Annotated in this window: 21 protein-coding genes; 7 read left to right on the forward strand and 14 right to left on the reverse strand. The window is 65.7% G+C overall.

What is annotated here, in order from left to right:
- The 10 genes from NVV95_RS06395 to NVV95_RS06440 form a co-directional block, all read right to left on the reverse strand.
- Positions 1–2,739 (reverse strand): ATP-binding protein, encoded by a 2,739-nt coding sequence (locus tag NVV95_RS06395; protein WP_259485708.1) that lies wholly within the window; start codon positions 2,737–2,739, stop codon positions 1–3.
- Positions 2,736–3,497, reverse strand: a complete 762-nt coding sequence (locus NVV95_RS06400; RefSeq protein WP_259485709.1) for a helix-turn-helix domain-containing protein — start codon at positions 3,495–3,497, stop codon at positions 2,736–2,738. Before NVV95_RS06400 ends, NVV95_RS06395 begins: the two co-directional genes overlap by 4 nt.
- A gap of 26 nt (positions 3,498–3,523) precedes the next feature.
- Entirely contained in the window at positions 3,524–3,961 is a 438-nt protein-coding gene (locus NVV95_RS06405; RefSeq protein WP_259485710.1) for a GlcG/HbpS family heme-binding protein, read from the reverse strand.
- An 83-nt stretch (positions 3,962–4,044) separates the two neighbouring features.
- Positions 4,045–4,545, reverse strand: a complete 501-nt coding sequence (locus tag NVV95_RS06410) for an MmyB family transcriptional regulator (RefSeq protein ID WP_259485847.1) — start codon at positions 4,543–4,545, stop codon at positions 4,045–4,047.
- A 25-nt stretch (positions 4,546–4,570) separates the two neighbouring features.
- The gene (locus tag NVV95_RS06415) at positions 4,571–5,599 is read right to left on the reverse strand and encodes a helix-turn-helix domain-containing protein (protein WP_259485711.1); all 1,029 of its coding nucleotides are present in this window, start codon (positions 5,597–5,599) and stop codon (positions 4,571–4,573) included.
- Positions 5,565–6,656, reverse strand: a complete 1,092-nt coding sequence (locus NVV95_RS06420; protein WP_259485712.1) for an enolase C-terminal domain-like protein — start codon at positions 6,654–6,656, stop codon at positions 5,565–5,567. The genes NVV95_RS06415 and NVV95_RS06420 overlap by 35 nt, the downstream gene beginning before the upstream one ends.
- Before the next feature lie 14 nt (positions 6,657–6,670).
- Positions 6,671–8,404, reverse strand: coding sequence for a ubiquinone-dependent pyruvate dehydrogenase (gene poxB / locus NVV95_RS06425; protein WP_259485848.1), 1,734 nt, complete (start codon positions 8,402–8,404; stop codon positions 6,671–6,673).
- Between the two features lie 2 nt (positions 8,405–8,406).
- Positions 8,407–9,660 (reverse strand): LVIVD repeat-containing protein, encoded by a 1,254-nt coding sequence (locus NVV95_RS06430; RefSeq protein WP_259485713.1) that lies wholly within the window; start codon positions 9,658–9,660, stop codon positions 8,407–8,409.
- On the reverse strand, positions 9,657–10,787 hold the full coding sequence (locus tag NVV95_RS06435) for an L-dopachrome tautomerase-related protein (RefSeq protein ID WP_259485714.1): 1,131 nt from the start codon (positions 10,785–10,787) through the stop codon (positions 9,657–9,659). The genes NVV95_RS06430 and NVV95_RS06435 overlap by 4 nt, the downstream gene beginning before the upstream one ends.
- Positions 10,788–10,861: 74 nt before the next feature.
- The gene (locus NVV95_RS06440; protein WP_259485715.1) at positions 10,862–11,236 is read right to left on the reverse strand and encodes a DUF2255 family protein; all 375 of its coding nucleotides are present in this window, start codon (positions 11,234–11,236) and stop codon (positions 10,862–10,864) included.
- 199 nt (positions 11,237–11,435) lie between these two features.
- Between NVV95_RS06440 and NVV95_RS06445 the strand changes: the two genes are divergently transcribed.
- Both NVV95_RS06445 and NVV95_RS06450 read left to right on the forward strand, forming a co-directional pair.
- Positions 11,436–12,260 carry an alpha/beta fold hydrolase gene (locus NVV95_RS06445; protein WP_259485716.1) on the forward strand — a complete coding sequence of 275 codons (825 nt, stop codon included), beginning with the start codon at positions 11,436–11,438 and terminating at the stop codon, positions 12,258–12,260.
- 4 nt (positions 12,261–12,264) lie between these two features.
- The gene (locus NVV95_RS06450; RefSeq protein WP_259485717.1) at positions 12,265–13,227 is read left to right on the forward strand and encodes an SLAC1 family transporter; all 963 of its coding nucleotides are present in this window, start codon (positions 12,265–12,267) and stop codon (positions 13,225–13,227) included.
- Here the strand turns inward: NVV95_RS06450 and NVV95_RS06455 are convergent.
- Together NVV95_RS06455 and NVV95_RS06460 are read right to left on the reverse strand one after the other, a co-directional pair.
- Positions 13,148–14,497: an FtsX-like permease family protein gene (locus tag NVV95_RS06455; RefSeq protein WP_259485718.1), complete on the reverse strand. Its 1,350-nt coding sequence runs from the start codon at positions 14,495–14,497 to the stop codon at positions 13,148–13,150. The genes NVV95_RS06450 and NVV95_RS06455 overlap by 80 nt on opposite strands.
- Positions 14,494–15,147, reverse strand: a complete 654-nt coding sequence (locus NVV95_RS06460) for an ABC transporter ATP-binding protein (protein WP_259485719.1) — start codon at positions 15,145–15,147, stop codon at positions 14,494–14,496. Before NVV95_RS06460 ends, NVV95_RS06455 begins: the two co-directional genes overlap by 4 nt.
- Positions 15,148–15,349: 202 nt before the next feature.
- On the opposite strand from NVV95_RS06460, the gene NVV95_RS06465 reads away from it, so the two are divergent.
- From NVV95_RS06465 to NVV95_RS06480, 4 genes are read left to right on the forward strand one after another with little or no spacing between them, the layout of a single operon-like run.
- A complete protein-coding gene (locus tag NVV95_RS06465; protein ID WP_259485720.1) occupies positions 15,350–16,225 on the forward strand; it encodes an aldo/keto reductase in 876 nt (291 codons plus the stop codon).
- Positions 16,222–17,457 carry an MFS transporter gene (locus tag NVV95_RS06470; RefSeq protein ID WP_259485721.1) on the forward strand — a complete coding sequence of 412 codons (1,236 nt, stop codon included), beginning with the start codon at positions 16,222–16,224 and terminating at the stop codon, positions 17,455–17,457. Before NVV95_RS06465 ends, NVV95_RS06470 begins: the two co-directional genes overlap by 4 nt.
- A complete protein-coding gene (locus NVV95_RS06475; protein ID WP_259485722.1) occupies positions 17,454–18,347 on the forward strand; it encodes an alpha/beta fold hydrolase in 894 nt (297 codons plus the stop codon). Before NVV95_RS06470 ends, NVV95_RS06475 begins: the two co-directional genes overlap by 4 nt.
- Positions 18,344–19,063: a hypothetical protein gene (locus tag NVV95_RS06480; protein ID WP_259485723.1), complete on the forward strand. Its 720-nt coding sequence runs from the start codon at positions 18,344–18,346 to the stop codon at positions 19,061–19,063. The genes NVV95_RS06475 and NVV95_RS06480 overlap by 4 nt, the downstream gene beginning before the upstream one ends.
- 44 nt (positions 19,064–19,107) lie before the next feature.
- On the opposite strand, the gene NVV95_RS06485 is transcribed toward NVV95_RS06480, so the two are convergent.
- Positions 19,108–19,638, reverse strand: coding sequence for an MmyB family transcriptional regulator (locus NVV95_RS06485; RefSeq protein ID WP_259485724.1), 531 nt, complete (start codon positions 19,636–19,638; stop codon positions 19,108–19,110).
- Positions 19,639–19,777: 139 nt separating this feature from the next.
- Here NVV95_RS06485 and NVV95_RS06490 point away from each other — a divergent pair, with 139 nt between their 5' ends.
- On the forward strand, positions 19,778–21,442 hold the full coding sequence (locus NVV95_RS06490; RefSeq protein WP_259485725.1) for an FAD-dependent oxidoreductase: 1,665 nt from the start codon (positions 19,778–19,780) through the stop codon (positions 21,440–21,442).
- Here NVV95_RS06490 and NVV95_RS06495 read toward each other — a convergent pair.
- Positions 21,413–22,363: a LysR family transcriptional regulator gene (locus NVV95_RS06495; RefSeq protein WP_259485726.1), complete on the reverse strand. Its 951-nt coding sequence runs from the start codon at positions 22,361–22,363 to the stop codon at positions 21,413–21,415. The two genes, NVV95_RS06490 and NVV95_RS06495, sit on opposite strands and share 30 nt — an antisense overlap.
- Positions 22,364–22,427 lie beyond the last annotated feature (64 nt).

Raw genomic sequence — 22,427 nt, forward strand, 5'->3', positions numbered from 1 at the left:
TCAGCCGCTCTCGCTCGTCTCGCGAAGCAGTCCAGAAAGTTGTGAACGCCGGCTGATCCCCAGCTTGCCGAATGCCCGGTGGAGGTGGGCGCCGACCGTTCGGTGTGACAGGTAGATCTGATCGGCGATCTCCTTGTTCGTGAGGCCATCGGCCGCCAGGCGCACCACCTGGATCTCCTGCCCCGTCAGCAGGCGATCGATGTCAGCGGAGACCGGGTTGGACCGAGCGGAATCCACCCCTCCAGCTGCGCGGAGCTCTGCGGCGGCTCGCTCCGCGAGAGGACGGATGGACTCCGCTTCGAAGAGCCGCACGGCTTCCCAGAGCTGCGATCTGGCCTCGACGATCCGGCGTTCACGGCGAAGCCATTCGCCGAAGAAGAGCCGCGCCTTCGCGAGGTCGACCGAAGCTTTCGCATTCTCCCCCGCCTCGATCGCCGCTTCGAAGTGAGACCGTGCCTCAGGGCCATCGGAGAGCAGTCCACGCGATCGTTCCACGATCACTCGGAGATGACTGGAACGGGTCTCCTCGGCGATACGCGTCGCGCGGGCCAGCCAGGCTTCCGCCTCACGACGTTCACCCGATCGTGCCGCTGCCTCGGCATAGTCACCGCCTGCCCACAGGGCGACCGGCGCGTTCACGGCCGTCCGGTCGAGGTGGCTGATCGTCTCCCCGTACTGTCCCTCGTTGAGGGCGAGTTGCGCTGCCGCCCACTCCGCCGTGGCCGCGATACGGGCGAACGGTTGAGGACCTGACAGATCCGTCACCACTTTCAGCGCGTCGAGAGCGAGTCCCCGCTCACCTCGGAGGGCTCTGGCGTGCGCGATCTGTGCCGCAGCCATGCCTCCCACCACGCCGAGGTCCAGATCGCGGCTGAGATGCAAGGCCTGCTCGACGTCAGCGAGACCATCGGTGATGTGTCCAGCCGTGATGCGGAGCCCCCCACGACCGCAGAGGCCCGTAGCCTCGTCGCTCGTCCGGGAGGCGGAATGGAACGCACGCGTCGCCGCATCCCACACCGTCTCGGCGGCATCCAGGTCGTTGATCTCCTCGGCGCTGAAGGCGAGACAGTTGAGGAGGACGGCGTCGGTGGGGCGGAGCCGTCTGTCGAACGCCCTGAGCGACGCTTCGACGTCGTTCGCACCGGTACCGGGTTCCATCAGGGTCAACCCGATGCCTTGGAAGACGTCGTCCCCTCCGGTCGGGACAGCCCGGAGTCCGTCGGCGATGAACGTCTTGACATCGCTCGGCTCGCCCAGGATGTACGCACGGACGGCCGCGAAGACGAGAACCTCGATCTTGTCGTCGTCGTGGGTGAACCCGGTTGCCAGTTCGGCGAGGTCGCGAGCGCTTCTGCCCTGGAATCCCGTGGTCTGGCTGAGCATCCATTCGGTCCGGGCCAGCTGCAGCACGTCGGCCTCCGACGCGACCACGGGCCCTGCCTGGTCGACGAGCTCGGCCGCGAGCGCGGGTCTTCCGGCTTGACGCGCGGCCTCGGCGGCGGCGACCAGCCTCCGCGCCCTGTCGCTGAACCCGGGGGTCAGATCGGCAGCTCTGCGCCAGGCTGCCGAGGCCTCCGTCCGTGCTCCACGGCCCTCGGCCACCCGCGCCGCCTTCTCGAGTTCGGCGGCGATGGCCTCATCCCAGCCTGACGTGGCCGCCGCACGGTGCCAGGCGGAGCGACCTGGGTCGGAGATGACGTCTGCGAGCGCTCGATGGGTATCGGCACGGATTCCCGAGTCGGCGGCGTCGTAGAGCGCGGAGCTCACCAGCGGATGCTTGAACTCGTACGTACCACCGCGCAGCCTCAAGAAGTCCAGCCGCTCCGCCGGTATGAAGTCACGCTCGGACAGGCCGAGGTCGCCGAGCGCGGCGACGACCTCCTCGAGATCCGCGCCCTGACCGGCGGCAGCCACGAGCATGGCTCGCCGTGCCGAGTCCGGAAGCCGATCCATCTCGGACAGGAAGGTACGCTCGAGCCGGTCTGTGATGGGCAGACGATCGTCGCGGCCTCGGCGCACGTTCCCCTCTGATCGCGCTGTCGATGCGAACTCGGTCAGCGCCAAGGGGTTTCCGAGCGAACTGTCGAGTACGAGCTCCAGCGCGCGGTCGGGCAGGGCCGGAGCCCGCCGGAGAATCAGCTCGGCCGCGCCTGCACGATCGAGGGACTCCAGGTGCACGTGGTCGGGGAACTGGCTCGCCAACTCATCGAGGTTGCGCACAGATCGCGTCGTCGCGAGGAGGAAAGCCCGGGTTCCGCGCAGTCGCTTCGCCAGGAACGCGATGACCTCGTGGGTCGAGGCGTCGACCCAGTGGAGATCCTCGGCGATCATCAGTATCGGGGATGCCTCGGCAGCCTCCTCGACGAGGCCCAACGCCGCCAGCCCCAGCAGGAGACGGTCTGCCTCGCCCTCGTCGGACATTCCGAAGGCCACCTTGAGCGCCGACGCCTGACGGAGCGGGAGAGCGTCGAGCCCTGTGAGAAGCGGCTGGAGGAGCTGGTGCAACCCCGCGAAACCGGCCGCCTCCGCGTTTCGCACCCCGGCGCACTCCAAGACTCGGAAGCCGCGTCGCTCCGCGACGAGTTGAACTGCCCACGCGAACGCCGTCTTGCCGATACCGGGTTCGCCGTCGATGAGGAGAGCTCCACCCTCACCGGCACCGGCACGCCGCAGGGCTTCGGTAGCCAAGTCGAGCTCAGCAGCACGACCCACCAGGCTGCCGTCGGCAGATGACTTCACATCACGAGATTATCCTCCTGCAGCACCGTCACGATAAGACCTGCCGTGCCGGGAATCTCGAAGCTGTGGAACGATGCATGACCGACGGGGGCACCGGCACGATCCACTCGGACCCTGCCCGCTGGATTCGGTCGGGCGTCGTGCCGCGCCCAAAGAGCCCGGAAGTCCTGATCCCGCACCGCGAGGCGCCCGACCACCTGCTGGAATCGGAGGTCATAGGGGTCGCCGTGGTAGCGCAGTTCGGCAGCGCTAGCGGCCGCCCGGGTCTCCCAGTCGGCCTCGTTCCGACTGTCCTGGGAGAAGGTCCACTCCACGAGGTTGAGACCGTGCTCGATCCGGTGATTCCTCAGCTGGCGTGCACGATCGTTCACGAGAAGCACGTCCAGATTGCTGGAGGCGACGTACGCCGGGGTCTCAAGCCAACCGTTCAGCAGTTCTCTGACGGTCTCCGGAATCACACCGTCGTGGCTGGGACCCGAATTCGCGACGGGGTGCAGGCTTCGCAGCCGAAGGAGGTACTGCTCCGCGTTCCGGTCGAGCCTGAGTGCGCGGGCGAGTCCGTGCAGCACCTGGTCAGACGGCTCTTTGTCGTGGCCCTGCTCCAGCCGGAGGTAGTACTCCGGGCTGATGGACGCCAACATCGCGACCTCTTCCCGCCGCAACCCGGGTACGCGTCTGTTCGACTCCCTCTGCAGCCCGACGCATTCGGGCTGCAGCAACGCCCGGCGCGCCCACAGGTATTCGCCGAGGACTGTCACCGAGCGGGTCCTCCGTCTCGTGGCCGTCACCGCACACCGCCGGCCATACGTGCAGCGGCCGACACCGCTGCGTGGTCTTGCCCCGGCGAGCCGCCGCCGGCGCCGATGCCTCCGATCACCACTCCCTCTGGGTCGAGGATCGGAACACCACCGGCGACGAAGGCCAGCTTCGTCGAGGACGCCGTCTCGATGGTGGCCATCGGCCCGCCCGGCGAAACCCCACCGCTCAAGTCGGACGTCGACGCCCCGAAGTAGACAGCCGTCCGCGCCTTGGCGATCGAGCTGTCGATGGCACCGACGACCGCGCCATCCATCCTGGTGACCAGAACCAGATGCCCCCCGCCATCGACCACGGCGATGCACGCAGGAATGCCGCTCTCCCGAACCGTCTTCATCGCCTCGTCCGTCAGTAGTCGCGCGAGCTTCAACGGGAGAATGATCGGTGAGATCACTGCCATGTCCATAGTCAAAGGATGTCGGTCGGCGCTGGGTGCACGCATCGGTCAAATGACCACATCGCACCCGCCCCGTCCTGTCCGCGGTGTTCCTAGGCCAGTGAGGCGAGCTTGGCCGCGGAATCGCGATCCGCTCCGGCCCAGGCGACCAGGGTGTCTTCGGAATCCGATCCCAGAGGCATCCGAAACTGGTCGAGTCGCATGATCCCGACTCCCGGGTGTCGGATCAGGACGGTCAACTCATCGGGGACGTCGCTGTTCCGCGCCCAGGACTCGGCGAACAGCGTGCTGTTCGCCGAGAGATCGCCGATCAGACCCAGGAACCTCGCGTCTTCGGGATGGCGCGCCAACGACGACCTCAATGCGGATGCGATCACGTCGGATTTCCGGGTCCAGTCCGGGAGATCGCGATTCGTCCGATCACTCAGATACATGTACCGCGCGATGTTCGTCCCCGGGGCGTACACGGGATGGAGCGTCTTCGCTGCCACCGTCGCACCGACCACGTCCAGGTACCGGTCGTAAGCGATCATGGCCACCGCAGGCTGTGATTCGAGCATCCGGATCACCGTGTCGCGAAGCGGCTCGCTCATCGGCGACACGCCGACACCGAAGGCATCAGGCCGGCTCTCGGAGTCGTGAATCAGCCGAACCGGATGCCTGCGCGATTCGAAGCGCGGTGATCGCATCGGCGGCACCGGATCCGGACTCCGGCAGGAGGACGGTGAGCACGTGGTCTTCGTCTCCGGTCATCGTCAGGCACTGCACCGCGAACTCCACATGACCGAAGCCGGCGATATCCAAGCGGAGCTCGCTGCGGTCCAGCGGGGCCGCCTCGTGCGCCGCCCAGAGACGCTGGAAGTCGCCGTCTCGCATGGACAGCAGCCCCACGATGTCCTGGAAGCCGGTCGAGTGCGGGTCGCCGTAGAAGCGAAGGGCCGAGACGAACCGCCTCGCGCTTGCCTCCCAGCCGAGGTCGGCAGCTCTCCAATCCCCACCGAACACGTTCAGCACCAGATTCGACCCGGGGCGCATGGTACCCGGCACTATCGCATCGGCGAGACCGTTGGCCATGACGACGGTCTGGTTGCGGTCGGTGAGGAAGGCCGGTGTCGTCGACCAGTTCGCAAGCAGTCTCGCCAGACTCGTCTCTACGGCCCCCAGCAGTCGGGAGTGCTCCACCGGGCGGAATGTACCGGACTGGATCCGAACGAGACGGACCATGTAGCTGAGGGCGCCCTCGTTCAGATGAAGTGCGCGCGCCAGCGACTGGAGAACCTGTTCCGACGGTTGATGGCCTCTGCCCTGCTCCAGGCGAAGGTAGTACTCGGGACTGATTCCAGCGAGCTGCGCCACCTCATCCCGCCTCAACCCCTGCACCCTTCGACCGGGCATCGTGCGCATACCGACGTCTTCGGGGCGAAGCTCAGCCCGACGGGCCCTGAGGTAGTCCCCAAGCGGTGAGTCCACTGCGCGACCCCATTCTCTGCACCGGTCGGGCCCGCTGCCCGTCACCTTGAACGTGTCAAGCCAACCAGCGGGCCGCGCTGGACTCCATGCAGAAGACAGGCAGTATCGACGCGTCCAGGCAGTTATCGAGCTGACTTTTTCGTCAGGACACCCGGTAGCGGGCGATCGCTTTCTCATCCCAGGAGATTCCGGTTCCCGGCCGGTCGGGCACAGTGAGCACACCGTCGTGGGGCCGAAGCGGATCCTCGAGCACAGGATCGGCCCAGTCGACCCATTCGAGCCAGTGCGCTGTAGGCGTCACGCGCAGGAGGTGAGCCGAGACCTCGGGGTAGAGATGGTTGGAGAGTTGGATTCCGGCTCCGTCGCTCAGGCCGGCCGCCCTCAGCCATCCGGTCACTCCACCGATTCTCATGAGATCGGCCATCGCGTAGTGAGTGGCGCCGGACTGGAGGAATGTATAGAAGTCTCTGACCCCGTAGTAGTTCTCTCCCATCTGGATGGGAGTCCGGATCTTGTGGGCGAGCTCACGATAGGCGGCGACGTTGCTGTAGTCGATGGGTTCTTCAAGCCAGTAGAGCCCTTGATCGTCGAGCTCGTGGCACCGCCTGATCGCATCTCCCGTGCCCAACGCCTGGTTGAAATCCACCATGAGGTTGACCCCGTCGCCGACGCCGTCCCGAACGGCAGCGATCGCTTCGAGGTCATCGCGCACGTCAACGTTCCCGAGACGGAGCTTCAGTGTGTCGAAGCCGCCTTCGGAGAGGAGGTCGGCTGCCTCCTGGGCGAGGGTATCCGGAGAATGTCGCCACAGCCCGTTGCTGTTGTACGCGCGCACGTCGCCCGCGGTGCCACCGAGCAGTTCAGCGAGCGGCAGGCGTGCCGATTTGGCCGAGGCGTCCCAGAACGCCATGTCTAGCGCCGAGATGGCTATCTGCGAGATGCCGGTCTCGCCGACGACGTTCAGTGCCTGCCTGGCTCGAGCGTAAGCGTCCAGGGGCGCCACGTCGGATCCCGTCAGCGCCTCTGCGAGATCGCGGATTTCGGCCGCGATGGCGGGCATCGCGCCGGCACGGTACGGGGTGACGTAACTCGAGCCCGTGACACCGTTGGCCAGGTGGGCGTCGATGAGCACGAGGGGCCAGGAGTCGAACCGGCCGATGGCGGCGATCACGGGCCGTCTGAGCGGTACGACGACCGTGCGGACCTTCACACTCTGCAATTTCATCCGTGTCATGCCGAGGCTTCCTATCACGCGAAGATGCGACGCAAAGCGTTCGTGGTCGTGAGATCCAGCAGCTCTTCGCCCCGGCCCGACAGAATCGTGCGGATCGCGTAGAGGGCGAAGCCCTTGGCCTGCTGCGCCGTGATCGCCGGTGGGATCGACAGTTCCTGACGTGCTGTCATCACTTCGACGAGTGCCGGGCCGTCGTGCTCGAGCGCTTCGCGGATCGCTTCATCGAGGTCGCGCGGATCGACCACGCGGCGTCCGAACAACCCGATCGATCGGGCGACCGCCGAGAAGTCGGGGTTCACGAGCTCCGTCCCGTAGTTCACGATCCCTGCCGCCTTCATCTCGAGTTCGACGAAGTTGAGGGAGGAATTGTTGATGACGATCACCTTCACGGGCAGCCTCAGCTGGACCAGGGTGAGGAGCTCGCCGAACAGCATCGCCAGCCCGCCGTCGCCGGCGATCGCGACGACCTGCCGCCCGGGGTGCGACACCTGAGCGCCGATCGCGTGGGGAAGCGCGTTGGCCATCGTCCCGTGATTGAACGACCCGAAAAGGCGTCTCTGGCCGTTCATCGTCAGGTAGCGGCTGGCCCAGACCACGGGAGACCCGACGTCCATCGTGAAGATCGCGTCGTCTGCCGCCGCTTCATCCAGGATCTTCGTCATGTACTGCGGGTGGATCGGGGTGCGGTCTCGGTCGTTCACGGCCAGCGCGTCCAGCGATGCCCGGGTTTTCGTGTAGTGCTTCTTTGCGCGCTCCAGGTGGCTCGAATCCGTCTTCGTCTCGAGATGCGGAATGAGCGCCTCAACCGTCTCCTTCACGGTTCCCACGAGCCCGACGGCGATGGGCGCGCGTCGCCCGAGGTGTTCCCCGCGCACGTCGACCTGCACATAGGTCTTGTCCGTGGGCAGGAATTGGCGGTAGGGGAAATCGGTGCCGAGGAGGAGCACCGCGTCTGCCTCTTCGATCGCCTTGACCCCTGAGGCGAAGCCCAGGAGCCCCGTCATGCCGACGTCGAACGGGTTGTCGTACTCCAGCAGTTCCTTGCCGCGGAACGTGTGGACGATCGGTGCCTTGAGGATATCTGCCACGCGCATCACCTGTTCGTGTGCACCGGCGGTTCCCGCTCCGCCGAGGATGGTGATCTTCTCCGCGCCGTTCAGCGCTGCAGCGGCATCCTTCAGCTGGACGGTGTCGGGGATCACCGCCGACTTCGTCGGAACGATGCTGCGGGGCTCGTCCAACGGCTCAGTGAGGGCGAGGAAGACCTCGCCCGGCACGACGACCACTGCCACTCCTCGTCGCTCGATGGCCGTCCTGATCGCGATCTCGAAGATCCGAGGTGCCATCTCCGGAGTGCTGATCAGCTCCGTGTAGACGGAGCACTCTGCGAAGAGGGTCTGCGGGTGGGTCTCCTGGAAGTATTCGGAACCGACCTCGTTCAGCGGGATCTGCGCGGCGATCGCCAGCACCGGGACCCGGGTGCGCTGCGCGTCGAAGAGACCGTTGACCAGATGCGTGTTGCCCGGTCCGCAACTGCCCACGCAGACGGCCAATTCGCCCGTGAGTCCTGCCTCGGCTGCTGCGGCGAAGGCACCCGCCTCCTCGTGCCTGACATGTTCCCAGGAGATGCTTCCGTCGCGACGGATGGCGTCGACGAACCCGTTGAGGCTGTCACCGGGAAGTCCGTACACGTGGTCGATCCCGCTCGCGCGAAGCACGGCGATCATATTGTCTGCAACGGTGGTCATGGTCATTTCTCCCTGCTCATGCCGGTGAACTCGACGATGTCGAGGCCGGCGTTGTAATCGGTGGTGAAGGCGAGCCCGTCCTCGCGGACGTAGACGTCGGCCGTCTGGATCACGGCCCGCCCGCCCGGTCGAGGGTCGACGACGGTCTCGGGGGCGGCGGGCACGAAGGCTCCGATCTGCTCCGGCCGGAACGGGTCGGAGATGTCGAAGGCGCGGAGTCCGGCGTTCTGGTAGGTGGCGAACACGATCTCGTCGGAGATGAAGCTTCCCGGTCGGTTCTCATGGAGGTTGTGCGGACCGAAATGCCGGCCCTTCCGCGCGTAGTCGTCCTCCGCCGGAGTCGGCAGCGTCGAAATGCTGACCGGGTTGGCCGGAACGCGGATGTCGAAGATCCACACGTGCTTGAGACCGTCGCCGAGCTCGTCGGAGGTGGCTTCGTCCGCCACGACGACGAGTCCGCGGTCGGGCAGAGGAAGGGCGGTGTGCGTTCCTCCCCCGAACGGTGGTGACCAGTTGCGGTGGCTGATCCGTGTCGGATCGGAACGATCCGTGATGTCCAGCAGGGTCAGCCCCCCGTCACGCCAGGACGCGTAGGCGGTGTCGCCGGAGACGATGGCGTGGTGCAGCGCGTAGCGCCACATGCTCTCGTCCCAATCTGGTATCTCACCGGCACCGGAGTTCATTCCCGGTAGCCAGTACCGCCCCGAGAACACCGGTCGTGCCGGGTCTGCGAGATCGATGACGGCGAAGATGTAGTCGGTGAAGCCCTGCGGGAGAACGGATGCGTACGCGTAACGCCCTCCGACGTACCAGAGCCGGTGCACCCCGACTCCATCCACGGGCAGGAACGATATCTGCCGAGGGTTCCCCGGGTCACTGATGTCGTAGATGGCGACCCCGGCGCTCCAGTCCTGGGGTTCTCCCTTAACCCGGCTTCCCACCGATCCGCCGTAATAATCCGCTTCGACGTCGAATTTCTTCCAGAGGTCTTTCGCGTGGATCACCAACAGCAGATCATCGGCCGCCTGCAGGTGGATGTTCCAGGTGTTCCGCGGTGCAGGATGGAAGCCCGCCGGCCGGGGGTTCTTGGGGTCACGGACATCGATGACGCTGAAGCCACTGTTGAAGAGGTGGCCGACGTAGACGTGGTCACGGTAGTACTGCAGCTGCATCGCATCCGGTCGCCCTCCCTGATCCGAGTGGGCGACGTGCGTGAAGCCGATCTCGAGGTCGGCCGGCCGGGGGTCCATGGTCATCGCAGCCGCACGGGAGCCGCGTCGATCCGGGTGCGGACGATGAGGTACGGCGGCACTCGGTCCTCCGTCCCGTTGAACAAGGGCGACCGGGGCAGCTGGTTGGCGCTGAGGTAGAGGTATCCGTCGGCTGCGATCGCGAGCGTGTCCGGCCAGAGGAGAGCGGGGCCGTGGAACACCGTGGACCAACTCCCGTCGCGGCTTCGTTTGACGACCGCGGAGTGCTCGTACGCCGTGGCGTAGACGGCACCGTCGGTATCTGATTCCAGGCCGTCCGAGGCGCCTTTGTCCCCGAGGTCGCGGATCGTCGACGCCACCTCCAGGTCGGGGAGGTCTCGGTCTCTGAGCGCCTCGGTGCTCACGCTGTACAGACGCCGGCTGGACAGCGGGCAGTAGTACAACGTCGAGCCGTCAGGGCTGATGGCGATTCCGTCAGCCCCGACCTGGTAACCGTCGCGCACAATTCCCTGGACAATCGCACGGAACTGGTCGCTGGCCTGGGTGCTCGCGTGGCCTCGAAGTCGTGACCACCATTCCCCCGTTGCGAGGTCGATCACGATGAGTGCACCGGTCGGCTGAGAGTCGGTGACGTAGGCGTAACCCGCCTCTCCCTGGCTGAGGTCGAATCGCACGTCGTTCAGGTAGCTCGTCGCGGTCAGTGCCCCTTCGGTCGGGTGGAGCACACGGATCACCTCACCCGAGGTGAGATCGACCTGGACGAGCTTGGGACCCCCGTCGACCCACGGCTCGAACGACGGCGCTCCCGTGTCGAGCAGCCAAAGTGTGCCGTCGGGCGCCACCACGACGCTCTGCACGGAGACCAGGTTGTCCGAGCTGGTTCCGGGGGCCCAGGCGTTCACCTGCGCGTCGGGGTAGGCCACCGCCTTGCCATCGACGATCTCCGCAACGGTGAAAGGCACGTCGTCTCCCCATCGGGGGAAGGAGACGAACACCCGCCCGTCATCCGAGACGGTCAGACCCGTCGGCATGTTGTCCTCGAGGGCCGCGACGACCTCGTAGCCGTCGGCGACCCAGGCGCCCAACGGAAGGCTTGTCTCGTGGGACAGCAGTTCTGCACCGGTGGATGTGATCTCTGTCATGACTTTCTCCTTTTCATGAGTTGCTGACAAGGGGAAAGCTAGGAGCGTTCGAGCGGGTTGTGATGGCCTCCGGGGGGACAGCTTCGCGGATGATCCTCCGGGGGTCAGGCTGTCGGCACGATCTCCCGGGTCGTCGATGATGCCAGCGGTGAGAGGAGATCGCCGATCCAGGCGGCTCCGATCACCGCGTATTTGTCCCTGTAGGCCCGATCGATGTCGGTGGCGCTCGGAGCGGCCACTCTCAGCACGACTTCGCGCTGCACACCGCCGGCTCTCACGATGACGTGGGGCGCTGAGGCGGCCCGCCTGAACCAACCCGATTCGGGTCCGTGGGACGACCGGATGTACAGCGCACCGTCCAACCCGACCACCCAGATCGGCACGAACCGGTGGGCGGTGCCGTCGGCTCGAAGGGTCGAGATCTCGAGTTCCTCCGATGCGCCGATGGCGTCGAGCTCGTCTGCGGTCCAGCCATTCATGGTCTCTCCTTCTTCGGTTGTGGATGCGCCCGAAGCTACGACCTCTCGCCCACCTCGTCGTGGCCCTGGCCGGGACGGTCATGCCCTGCCTGGCTGTCCCCGTGAGGGCCATGTGCTGGGCGGCGCCCGCTCCCTAACGTTGCGGTCGTCACGTCACGTCACGTCGTTGGCGGACCCCATTCTCACGAAGGAGAAAATCGTGCCGTACTTCACCACTTCCGAGGGCATCGAGCTCTACTACACCGACAACGGGGCCGGCCAGCCCATCGTGTTCAGCCACGGCTGGCCCCTCTCCAGCGACGCGTGGCAGGTCGAGCTGAAGGTGTTCGCCGACGCCGGCTACCGCACCATCGCCCACGATCGACGTGGGCACGGCCGGTCGGCGAAGACCTCCACCGGCAACGACATCGACACGTACGCCCGGGACCTCGCCGAGCTGATCGAGCACCTCGACCTCCACGACCTCGTCATCTGGGGCCACTCGACCGGTGGCGGCGAGGCGGTCCGCTACGCCGCGCAGTACGCGAACGGCCGTGTCGCGAAGGTCGTGACCGCCGGGGCCATCCCTCCGGTGATGCTCAAGTCGGAGAAGAACCCGGAAGGGTCTCCGATCGAGGTGTTCGACGACATCCGCGCGGGAGTGCTGAAAGACGCGTCGCAGTTCTGGATCGACCTCGCCGAGGGCCCGTTCTACGGCGCCAACCGCCCGGGCAGTTCCGTCTCGGAGGGCGCGAAGCGCGACTTCTGGCGCCAGGGCGCGCTGGTGAACCTCGCCTCGGCCTACGACTGCGTGAAGGCGTTCTCGGAGACCGAGCAGTTCGACGACTTGAAGGCGCTCGACGTCCCGATCTACATTGCGCACGGCTCCGACGACCAGATCGTCCCCATCGCCGGAGCCGCCGAGCAGAGCATCAAACTCGTCAAGCACGGCACGCTCAAGGTGTACGAGGGTGCGCCGCACGGCATCTACGGCGACTACCAGGACGAGCTGATCAAGGACGTGCTCGCCTTCATCAAGGCGTGACGGCATGAGAACCCTCCGCCCCCGACCGCCGTTGAACACCTTCGGTATTGCTTTCGGGCTGACCGGGCTGGCCGGAGCGTGGACCGAGGCGGCGCGATCACTCGCGTCGCCTCCGGCCATCGGCGAAGCCCTCTGGGTTCTCGCGCTCCTCGTCTGGCTCGTCACGGCCGCCCTCTTCATCAGCCGGCTGCACGGATGGAAGGATCTGACCGGGGACCTGAAGAACCCGGTGCTCGCTCCTTTCGCGGCCCTCATCCCGATTCCGCCGATGCTTCTGGGCGCCCATCTCCAGCCGACTCTGCCTGCCGTTGGCGTGCCGCTCGTCTGGGTCTGCGTCGTCGTGTCAGCGGTGTTCGGATCGTGGTTCATCTCGCAGCTCCTGACCGTCTCGCGAGGGTTCGGCCCCGTGCACAGCGGGTACTTCCTGCCGACGGTCGCGGCAGGTCTGCTGACCGCCCAATCGCTGGCGGTGATCGGGCAACCGAAGCTCGCCGTCGGCGCTCTCGGCATCGGGATGCTCTTCTGGCTGCTGATCGGCGGTGCCGTGATCGCCCGGCTGATCGCCGGTCCCGACTCCCTGGCGGCACTGATGCCTACCCTCGGCATCTTCTCGGCCCCACCCGCGGTAGCGGGCAACGCCTGGTGGATCATCAGCGGCGGCCAGGGCGGCATGATCATCGATCTGCTGGCCGGAGCGATGGCGGCGGTCATCGCTCCCCACCTGTTCCTGATCGGACGGTACGCGAAGCTGCCTTTCGCCCTCGGTTTCTGGGCGCTCACCTTCACGGCCGCCGCCAGCGCCACCTTCACGCTTCGGCTGCTGTCGCTCGAGAGCGGTACCTGGGCCACGGTGGCCGCGTGGTTCGTGCTCGTCGCTGCCACGGTGTTCATCGGTGCGATCGGCGTCCGTTCCGTGCCACTGCTGGCGCCGAGAAGAGGGCCGCGACTAGTGAGCACAGCCCCGTGACCGTTAGCAGTGGGCGCGCATCCAGGTAGACGACCGTGAGCGGGTGCGACGGCGTCAGGACGGCGAACTCGGACATCACCGTGAGTATGGTGACCGCGGCAGCTACCAGCGCCGCGGTCACGACCACGATCACGACTTCCCATGCGACCTGGAGGATCGTCGTCGCGCGCGGCGCACCGATCCCGTGCAGAACCGAGGATTCGTACCGCCGCCTGAACGACCGAAGCAGGAGGGCGGCGCCACCTCCCGCCGCGCCGAGCAGCACCGGGCCCCCGAGGATGAGCGCGATGCCGCCGAGGGGAGCGGTGGCCGGATCGCCCGTGGCGCTCGACGCCACCGCGTTGCCGGCGAGGAGGGTGCTGGGGAGCCCGATGGCGACGAAGAACGGGGTGATCGCGGCCGCGCCTTGAGGCGTTCGCGCGACGGCTGCGCGGGCGACGTAGAACGACGGTGACCATCGATATATGACGACACCGCTCCAGGCCCCTGACACCCACCCCAGAGCGCGCCAGCCCAGAAGCGTGGTGATCGTCACCAGCACCGGTCCGATCAGCAGGGCCCCCGAACCGCCGGTGTCGACGGATCGTGGGAGCCCTCCGAGCAGCTGGAACGCGAGCAACGCCAAGGCCACGGTGAGAACGACCCTTGCCCAGGGGATCCGCTTCTCGTTTCCGGTTACGCCTCGCGTGTTCACGGTACGGAGCACCGACTCCTGACCCGACAACTGCTGTAGTGGCGGGACGCGGGAGGCGCTCAGAGCGGCGGGGATGCCCGAGAGCCCGACCAGGGCGATGACGCCCACCACAGCGATCGACGATCCGACCAACCCGAGGTGCGCCGCCGGAGAACCGAGGTCCGGCAACGACCCGAGAGCCAGGTCGACGAGCAACGGGGAGAATGCCGCCCCCACCGACCCGCCCAGCACGCCACCGACCATCCCGACGACCAGGATCTCCACGATGTTGATCTCCGCGACCTGCCGTGGCAGTACACCGGCGATCTGCCACAAGGCGAAGGAGTCCGATCGAGCACGAACGATCGCACGCGTTGTCGACGTCATCACGATGACGACCGATGTGACGGTGAACGCGATGACGGTTCCGGCGATCGCGAGGAGCGCCAGGGATCGGACCCCGGTGACGGGAATCGCCGTGTCGATGAGTGTCGCCGGGATCGTCAGCGCGAAGGCGGCGACCACCGCCACCAGCACCCCACCGACCCACCAGCCCAGAGACCTTCGAAGGTCGCCAAGGACGAGTCGACCGATCATGCCGCGCGCTCCACTGCTTCGAACACCTGCCGTGCGGATGGACGGATCAGCTCGCGGTGCAACTGCCCACCCCGGAGCACGAGCACACGATCCGTGCGCGCCGCGGCTTCGGGGTCGTGTGTCACCACCACGACAGACCGTCGCCCGTCTGCGACTCGGCGAAGCAGCCCCATCACGCCGGCCCCGGCGACGGCGTCCAGAGCACCCGTCGGTTCGTCGGCGAACAGGATGCGCGGGCGGGAGAGCAAAGCTCGAGCAACCGCGACCCGCTGCTGCTGCCCTCCCGAGAGCCTCTCCGGTCGAGCTTCGTGGAGGCCCTCGAGCCCCACGTCGAGCAGAACGGCGTCGATCTCGCGTTTCGACACTTCTCGTCCCGCCAGTCGCGCCTGCAGCTCGACGTTCTCCCTGACGTCGAGCGCCGGGATCAGATTGCACGACTGGAAGATGAAACCGACCTGATCACGTCGCAGCTTCGCGATCGCGGCTGCTCTCAGCTGCGTGAGATCGATACCGGTCAACGAGACCGTTCCGGCGGAGACCCGCTCGAGGCCACCCAGGCAATACAGAAGGGTGGACTTTCCCGAGCCGCTGGGCCCGACGATGGAGACGAACTCACCTTCACCCACCTGCAGGGTGATGTCGTTCAGCACCGTGATGACCTCGCGACCCCGACCCGCGGGATAGTCCTTGCTTATGCTGTCGGCCTGTACGAGCATTGCGGCCCCCCTTCCCGGTCATCGTAGGGACGCCACTGATGACGCAGGGTGACCCGTCCGGGAACAGTTCCGCGCCCTGCCTGTCCGCGCGAGGGCCATGACCGGCCGAGCGGCTTTCCCTAGCGTCGAACACATCATGACGACGACCGACTCACACCCGACAGCTTCCGATGCCGGCACATTCGCCATAGGCGGTGAACTCACGGTGAATCGCCTCGGCTTCGGGTCGATGCAACTCACCGGCCGCAATGCTTTCGGTCCTTCGCCCGATGTCGAGCGAGCACACCGCGTCTTGCGACGAGCGGTCGAGCTCGGCGTTACCTTCATCGACACAGCGGATGCCTATGGCCCCGGCGTCGCCGAATCGTTGATCGCCAGCGCGCTCACCCCCTACGCCCCCGACCTGGTGATCGGCACGAAGGGCGGATTCGTCCGCGGGCGCCGAGGAGAGTGGATCGTCAATGGCAATCCGACCCACCTCCGCGAAGCACTCGAAGGCAGCCTCAAACGACTCGGTCGGGATGTCATCGACCTGTACCAGCTCCATCGGGTCGACCACGCAGTCCCACTGGCCGATCAGATCGGAGCACTCGAAGACCTTCGACGGGAAGGAAAGATCCGACACATCGGGTTGAGCGAGGTGACGGTGGAACAGATTCAAGCCGCACGCGAGATAGCGCCCATCGCAACCGTGCAGAACCTCTACAACCTCGTCGACCGAGACGCCGAGGAGGTCGTCGAATTCTGTACCGCGAACGACATCGGATTCATCCCCTGGTTTCCGCTCGCCACCGGCGCGCTCACTCGACCGTCCGGGCCGTTGGGTGACATCGCGAAACGCACAGGGGCATCCCCTTCCCAGATCGCGCTCGCCTGGCTCCTGCGTCGTTCGCCCGTGATGATACCGATTCCAGGGACGAGCAATCCCTCGCACGTCGACGACAACGTCGCCGCCGGATCACTTCAGTTGCGGGAGGATGAGGTCGCCCTCCTGAGCAGGATCCGCCGATGACGTCGACGGATGACCGGCGGCCACGGTCGCAGACTCTCGCGCTGGCTGGAACCGTTTTTGCCTCTGTCGTGGTGGCAGCAGCAGCGGGCGCAGGCACGCCATTGCTTTCGCTGTATCAGCGCACCTGGGGCTTTCCTCTTTGGCAGCTCACATTGGCGTTCGCGATCTACGCGGTGGCACTCCTCACGACTCTCCTCATTGCAGGGTCGCTCTCCGATCACCTCGGCAGGCGGCCGATCCTCATCGGCGCGTTGATTCTGATGGTGCTCGCAAGCACGCTCTTTCTGATCGATGACCAAATCGGGTGGGTCATTGCAGCACGGGCCATCCAGGGGATGGCTACCGGAGCTGCCACGAGCACCTTCACTGCGGCGATCATCGAGCTGGCGTCGGCACGTCACAAACCAGTGATGACCGTGGTGACCAGCGCGGCACCGGTCGGAGGGTTAGCCCTTGGCGCCCTGTCCACCGGTGCAGCGAGCGACCTGCTTACCGACCCCACCCGAGTGGTGTTCGGCATGTTGATCGTGTTCTTCCTTATCGGGATCATTGCTGTCTCCGTCGCTCGAGAGACCCGGGCACCGCTGGCGGGGGCGATCCGTTCTCTCCGCCCTCGTCTGGTGGCGCCGGCCGCGGCGCGCAGCTGGTTCATCTCCGTCGCGCCACTGGTCGCATCTGGCTGGATGTTCTCAGGACTCTTCCTGGGATTGGCTCCGACGTTCGACCGGTCTGAGTTCGCGATCGAGAGCGGCACTCTGAACGGGCTCATCGTTGCGCTGCAGCCAGCGTCTGCAGCGCTGGTCGGACTCGTGTTCTCCAGGGTTCGGCCCCGCCTCGCGGCCATGACTGGATCGGTTCTCATGCTCGCCGGGGCAGCGGTGACTCTCGCCGGCCTGGCTAGTGGCTCCCTGGTAGCGACAGCGGTGGGAGCGGTCGTGGGTGGTGCCGGGCAGGGGGCCGGATTCGGCTCCTCCCTCAGGATTCTGGCCCCGCTGTCGAACGGCACCGATCGAGCCGGGATGTTCTCCGCCGTGTACCTGATCGCCTACGCGAGTTACGGCATACCGGTGCTCGCGGCGGGTGCGCTCTCCGGACTTTCGGACCTGTCGACAGTCGTGGTGATCTACTGCGCCGTGGTCGCCGTTCTCGCCGCCTGGGCATTGATCTCGATCTATCGGATTGACCGCCGCGGCAATCAATCTACGACCCGAAGTAAAGGAATCTCTTCATGACCATCACCTCAGAGACAGAGCCGGTGACATCGCACAGCGCACCGAATCTGGTGATTCGAGCAGCAAACGGAGAGGAGTATGCCTACCGGCGGTTCGGAACCGTCTCCGATGGAGTGCCTACTGTCTTCCTCCAGCATTTCCGCGGCAACCTCGACAACTGGGACCCGGTGCTGGTGGATGCCATCGCCGAGAGGCGCGAAGTCATCCTGGTCGACAATGTCGGCGTCGGCGGATCCTCCGGCGCGGTACCGACGACTGTGGCGCAGATGGCTCGTGACATCACAGCGTTCTTGGACGCACTCGAAGTGACGCGTTACGATCTGTTCGGATTCTCGCTGGGTGGCTTCGTCGCACAGGAGCTCGCCCTTCTTCGGCCGACCGCAGTTCGCACCGTGACACTGGCCGGCACCGGCCCCATGGGGGCTCCGCGTATGCACGGTTGGCGAGAAGACATTCGGCGCGAGTCACACCACGACCAGAGCACAGCAGAGAGCCTGCTCTACATCTTCTTCGCCCACACCGACTCCAGTAGGGCGCTCGGCGCGCAGTTCCTGACCCGCATCTTCGAGCGGCAGGAGGATCGCGATGCCCCAACCACGACGGCCGCGCGGGACGCCCAGTATGACGCCGTTCTCGACTGGGGCATCCCCGACCTCGGCAAGCTCGAACGACTTCGTGGCATCACGCAGCCCACACTGATCCTCCAGGGCGACAACGACCTCATGATCCCCACGCCAGGCAGCCATATCCTGGCCGGGCTCATCCCCGATGCACGGCTGCATGTCTTCCCGGACGCCGCACATGCATCGATCTTCCAGTACCCCGAGCAGGCGGCTGCGCTTGTGAACGCCTTCCTCGATTCAACCACTAACCGAAAGGAAGACTCATGAGCACTCTGCTCGCGAAGATCATCGACGTGCACGGTGGCACTGGCTGGAGCCAGGCTGAGCGGATCACAGCGACACGCCACTTCGGGGGCGCTTTCTGGGCGTTGAAGGGCGTCCCCGGGATCGCAGACGAAGGACAGTTCACGGTGGATCTGAACCGAGAGCACACCCAACTTCACAATTTTGGCGGCGAAGGCCTGCACACCGACTTCACGCCGACTCGAGTCGCGATCGTCCGCGCGGACGGATCGATCGTCGAGGAGCTGACTGATCCGCGCGCCTCGTTCGAAGGTCACGTGCTGACCACCCCATGGACCCCGCTGCAGCTGGCGTACTTCACCGGCTACGCGATGTGGACGTACAACACGGAGCCGCACTCCTTCACCCTTCCGGGCGTGGTCACGGAGGAGCTCGGACCCTGGACGGAGGAGGACGGCCAGGTGTGGGACCGATTGCAGGTCACCTACCCGGGCACCATTGCAACGCACACACCAATTCAGGTCCTCTACGCGGACCGCGACGGCGTGCTTCACCGGCGCGACTACTCCGTGGACGTCGCGGGCGGCTCACCGAGCGTGGAATACATGACGGAGCAGACCGTGTTCGACGGACTCTTGCTGCCCAAGCACAGGGAAATCTACGTCCGCGACGAAAACGGCCATGCTCAGCGTGAGCCGCTGATCGTCTCCATCGACATCGACGACGTGTCCGTCGGTTGATGGGTGTTGGCATTCATCGACCCACCGTTCACCGTCCGCAATGACTAGTCGACGAGCGACTGAGCCAACGCCGCCAGTCGCTTGGCCGAGTGGTCATCAGCGGGTCGCCACACGACAAGCACGTCCCCTCGATCACCGGGAATCAGAAGCTGCTGGTAGGTGAGAGTCATGACGCCGAACCGGTCCACCCGAAAGGGGAACGTTCCCCTGGTCGGAGCCGGCACGGATCGTGCCCACACGGTAGCAAAATCGGGGCTGAGCGCTGCGAGCTCACCGACGACCTCGACGTACTCCTCGTCCTCGCCGTAGCTGGCAAGAGTCGCCCGCAGGCTGGACGCCACCTGCTCGCTCGCGTCGTCCCAGTCGATACCAGTACGTTCCAATGTCCTGTCGAGAAACGCGGCGCGCGCCAAGTTCACCTCGACGGCGAAGATCGGCAGGAGCGCCGTCGCGAGACCGTTAGCCGCAAAGACCGAGAGGTGCTTGTCGTGCGCGAACGCCGGCACCCCTGCCCACGAGTCGATCAGGGCGACGGCACCGGCGCGATCGGGGACATCCTGATGTTCGCGGAGCATGACCCCAACGCTAACGTGCCGCCGACAGACTGAAGGTGTTCCTCGGAGGGCCACGATGATCGGGTGGTGAAACGGTCCTTCGAAGGGCCACCACCGGCTGGCCGCCCACCGGTAGTTTCGAGCCGACGAAAGGGCAGCCATGTCGGAATTCCTGAGACCCGAGGGCACCGCCCCGACGGACGTTGCGGATGCGTTCAGCCACCTGGAACCGGCATTGATCGAGCGACTCGAGAGATACGGAGAGGTGCTCGAGATGCAACCTGGCACAGTCCTCTATCTGGCGGGCCGAGATGAGCAAGAGCTGTTCTTCGTACTCCGCGGAGCGGTCGAGATTCTGGGATACGCCCCGGTATCAGCAGAGTCGGACGTCCTGGTGCGCTACGCGCCGGGTGAAGTGGGAGGCGAGTTGGCTCTGCTGACGGGCCAGAAGTCCTTCGTTACTGCGCAGGTGACTGTGCCGTCGACAATCCGTCGGTTCAGTTCAGCGGAGCTTCGACGGATCATGGACGACGAGACCGAACTGTCAGACGCCCTCCTACGGATGTTCGTCGCCCGCCGGGAGTTGCTTCGCTCCGGCGTCGTCGCCAATTCGATCGAGATCATCGGCGATTCCCACTCGAGCGCATCCTTGGAACTTCGAAGCTATGCCGCCCGCCAGGGTGTGCCTCACCTCTGGTTCGACGCCGAGTCGGAGACCGGCCGACGCCGAATGGTCGAGACCGGACTCACATCGACGGACCTGCCGATGGTGTACAGCGCGAAAGGTGTGTTCCCGAGCACGACTCCGGGCGAGCTGGCCGAGGTCTTGGGGTTGACCTTCCCGGCCGCCGGAAGGGATGTGGAGTTGCTCGTCATCGGCGCTGGGCCCGCCGGCATGGCGGCGGCTGTCTACGGCGCTTCAGAGGGACTGCAGACAGTGGTTCTGGACGCCGTCAGCATCGGCGGACAGGCCGCAGCAAGCGCCAGGATAGAGAACTATCTGGGCTTTCCATCAGGCATCAGCGGCGCTGAGCTGCTGAAGCAGTCGACGTTCCAAGCGGAGAAGTTCGGCGCCCAGATCTACACTCCCTGCAGAGTCGAACGCCTCGACTCCTCGTCAGGCGTTCTCCGGATCGAGCTTTCCGATGGCGCGGTGCTCGCACCGCGCGCGGTGATCATCGCGTCAGGGGCGAAGTACCGAGCTCTTCCCCTGAATCGCTGGGACGAGTTCGAGATGACGAGCATCTATTACGCCGCGACCGACATCGAGGTCCGAGAGTGTGCCGGGCACCCGGTCGTCGTGGTGGGGGGTGCGAATTCAGCCGGTCAGGCCGCACTTTATCTGGCGACCGCGGGAAGTGACGTCACGATCGTCGTCCGTGGTGACATCCGCGCGAAGATGTCGAGCTACCTGGTCGATCGTGTTACTGCGACGCCGCAGATCCACGTGCTCGACCGCTCGGAGATCACCACGCTGCACGGGAGCCGGCTGTTGGAGGCCGTGACCGTCGGGGGATCGGATGGAGAACAGCTGATCGACTGCACGGCGCTGTTCTGCTTCGCCGGCGCCACACCTCAGACCGAATGGCTTTCGGACATCGGCACGGACGCGGAGGGCTTCATCCTGACCGACACCGATGTCACAACGGAGGAGGGCGACGTGTGGGCGAATCTCGGGAGGAATCCGCTGCCATTCGAGACCACGATCCCGATGGTCTTCGCCGTCGGCGATGTCCGGCATGGTTCGATGAAGCGTGTCGCAGCCGCCGTCGGTGAAGGGGCAAGTGCAGTGCACTCAGTTCACCGTGGCATCGGTTGGACCTGACGTGATGAGTGGCAGCTTGTAGTCGCGATAGTCGGTTTCCGAAATGAATTGCTCGAGTTCCAGTACCGCTGCCGACGGTTTCAGGTTGCGGAGACGAGCGACCACAACACGTCTCTTCGCATGTTCGTCCAGGACGGGCAGAGCGACAAGACCATCCTGGCCGACGAGCGCGACACCCAGCGCACCCATGACACCGACCCCGAGATTCGCGCGGACCATCGCGGCGAGCGTGCTGGGCGATGCAACCAGTCTGCTGGAGGACGGCCGCACCCGGGCCGCCTGCAGGAGATGCTCGACATCGGGGGAGATTCCTCCTGCTCCACTCCCGTCTCCAGGGGTGATGATCTCCTCGCCGTCGAGTTCCGCGATCGCGACATGTCCGCGGGCTGCTAGCCGATGATCAGGGTGCACCAGGACGATCAGCGACTCGCGCCACAACTCCGTCCACATAAGTTCCGGGTGCCTCTCGATATGAGCCAAGGAGATCAGCGCAAGATCGGCGGAGCGAGTGAACAACTGGTCCGCAAGGCTCGCCGTCGGAACTTCGACGACTTCGACTGCCACCGCTCGATGCACTCGACCGAATCGGTCCAGCAGTCGTGGCAGGACCAGGCTCGCGACACTCGACATGCTTCCCAGTCTCACGACCCCGTACGCTGCGCCATTCAGAGCGGCCACTTCGGTCCGGGCGACGTCGAGGCTTGCGAGAATGTCTCGCGCATGCCCCAAGAACGCCTCTCCGGCGGCCGTGAGCGCGACAGGGCGGGTCTGACGGTTCAGCAGGTCGGCTCCGAGCTCGCGCTCCAAGCTCGCTACGTCGGCGCTCACGCGGGACTGAGCTCGATGAAGAATCAGGCCGGCCTTCACGAACCCCCCGCGGTCGACAACGGTAACGAAGGATTTGAGCCAGACGAGTTGCATATCTCTCACTATACATCCGCTTTTCGGATGCTCACTAGCAGGAACGCATAGGGTGGGGTCGGCC

The organism is Herbiconiux gentiana (genome assembly GCF_024978135.1).
GTDB classification, from domain to species: Bacteria; Actinomycetota; Actinomycetes; order Actinomycetales; family Microbacteriaceae; genus Herbiconiux; species Herbiconiux gentiana.

Bases quoted from the DNA above. Each gene is read 5' to 3' on its own strand.
- NVV95_RS06440 (WP_259485715.1), bottom strand. From the start codon at position 11,236: ATGAATGGCTGGACCGCAGACGAGCTCGACGCCATCGGCGCATCGGAG.
- NVV95_RS06410 (WP_259485847.1), bottom strand. From the start codon at position 4,545: ATGAGCGAGCCGCTTCGCGACACGGTGATCCGGATGCTCGAATCACAG.
- NVV95_RS06490 (WP_259485725.1), top strand. From the start codon at position 19,778: ATGTCGGAATTCCTGAGACCCGAGGGCACCGCCCCGACGGACGTTGCG.
- NVV95_RS06480 (WP_259485723.1), top strand. From the start codon at position 18,344: ATGAGCACTCTGCTCGCGAAGATCATCGACGTGCACGGTGGCACTGGC.
- NVV95_RS06485 (WP_259485724.1), bottom strand. From the start codon at position 19,638: ATGCTCCGCGAACATCAGGATGTCCCCGATCGCGCCGGTGCCGTCGCC.
- NVV95_RS06470 (WP_259485721.1), top strand. From the start codon at position 16,222: ATGACGTCGACGGATGACCGGCGGCCACGGTCGCAGACTCTCGCGCTG.
- NVV95_RS06420 (WP_259485712.1), bottom strand. From the start codon at position 6,656: ATGACACGGATGAAATTGCAGAGTGTGAAGGTCCGCACGGTCGTCGTA.
- NVV95_RS06430 (WP_259485713.1), bottom strand. From the start codon at position 9,660: ATGACCATGGACCCCCGGCCGGCCGACCTCGAGATCGGCTTCACGCAC.
- NVV95_RS06405 (WP_259485710.1), bottom strand. From the start codon at position 3,961: ATGGACATGGCAGTGATCTCACCGATCATTCTCCCGTTGAAGCTCGCG.
- NVV95_RS06455 (WP_259485718.1), bottom strand. From the start codon at position 14,497: ATGATCGGTCGACTCGTCCTTGGCGACCTTCGAAGGTCTCTGGGCTGG.
- NVV95_RS06450 (WP_259485717.1), top strand. From the start codon at position 12,265: ATGAGAACCCTCCGCCCCCGACCGCCGTTGAACACCTTCGGTATTGCT.
- NVV95_RS06415 (WP_259485711.1), bottom strand. From the start codon at position 5,599: ATGAGAAAGCGATCGCCCGCTACCGGGTGTCCTGACGAAAAAGTCAGC.
- NVV95_RS06495 (WP_259485726.1), bottom strand. From the start codon at position 22,363: ATGCAACTCGTCTGGCTCAAATCCTTCGTTACCGTTGTCGACCGCGGG.
- NVV95_RS06475 (WP_259485722.1), top strand. From the start codon at position 17,454: ATGACCATCACCTCAGAGACAGAGCCGGTGACATCGCACAGCGCACCG.
- poxB (WP_259485848.1), bottom strand. From the start codon at position 8,404: ATGACCACCGTTGCAGACAATATGATCGCCGTGCTTCGCGCGAGCGGG.
- NVV95_RS06465 (WP_259485720.1), top strand. From the start codon at position 15,350: ATGACGACGACCGACTCACACCCGACAGCTTCCGATGCCGGCACATTC.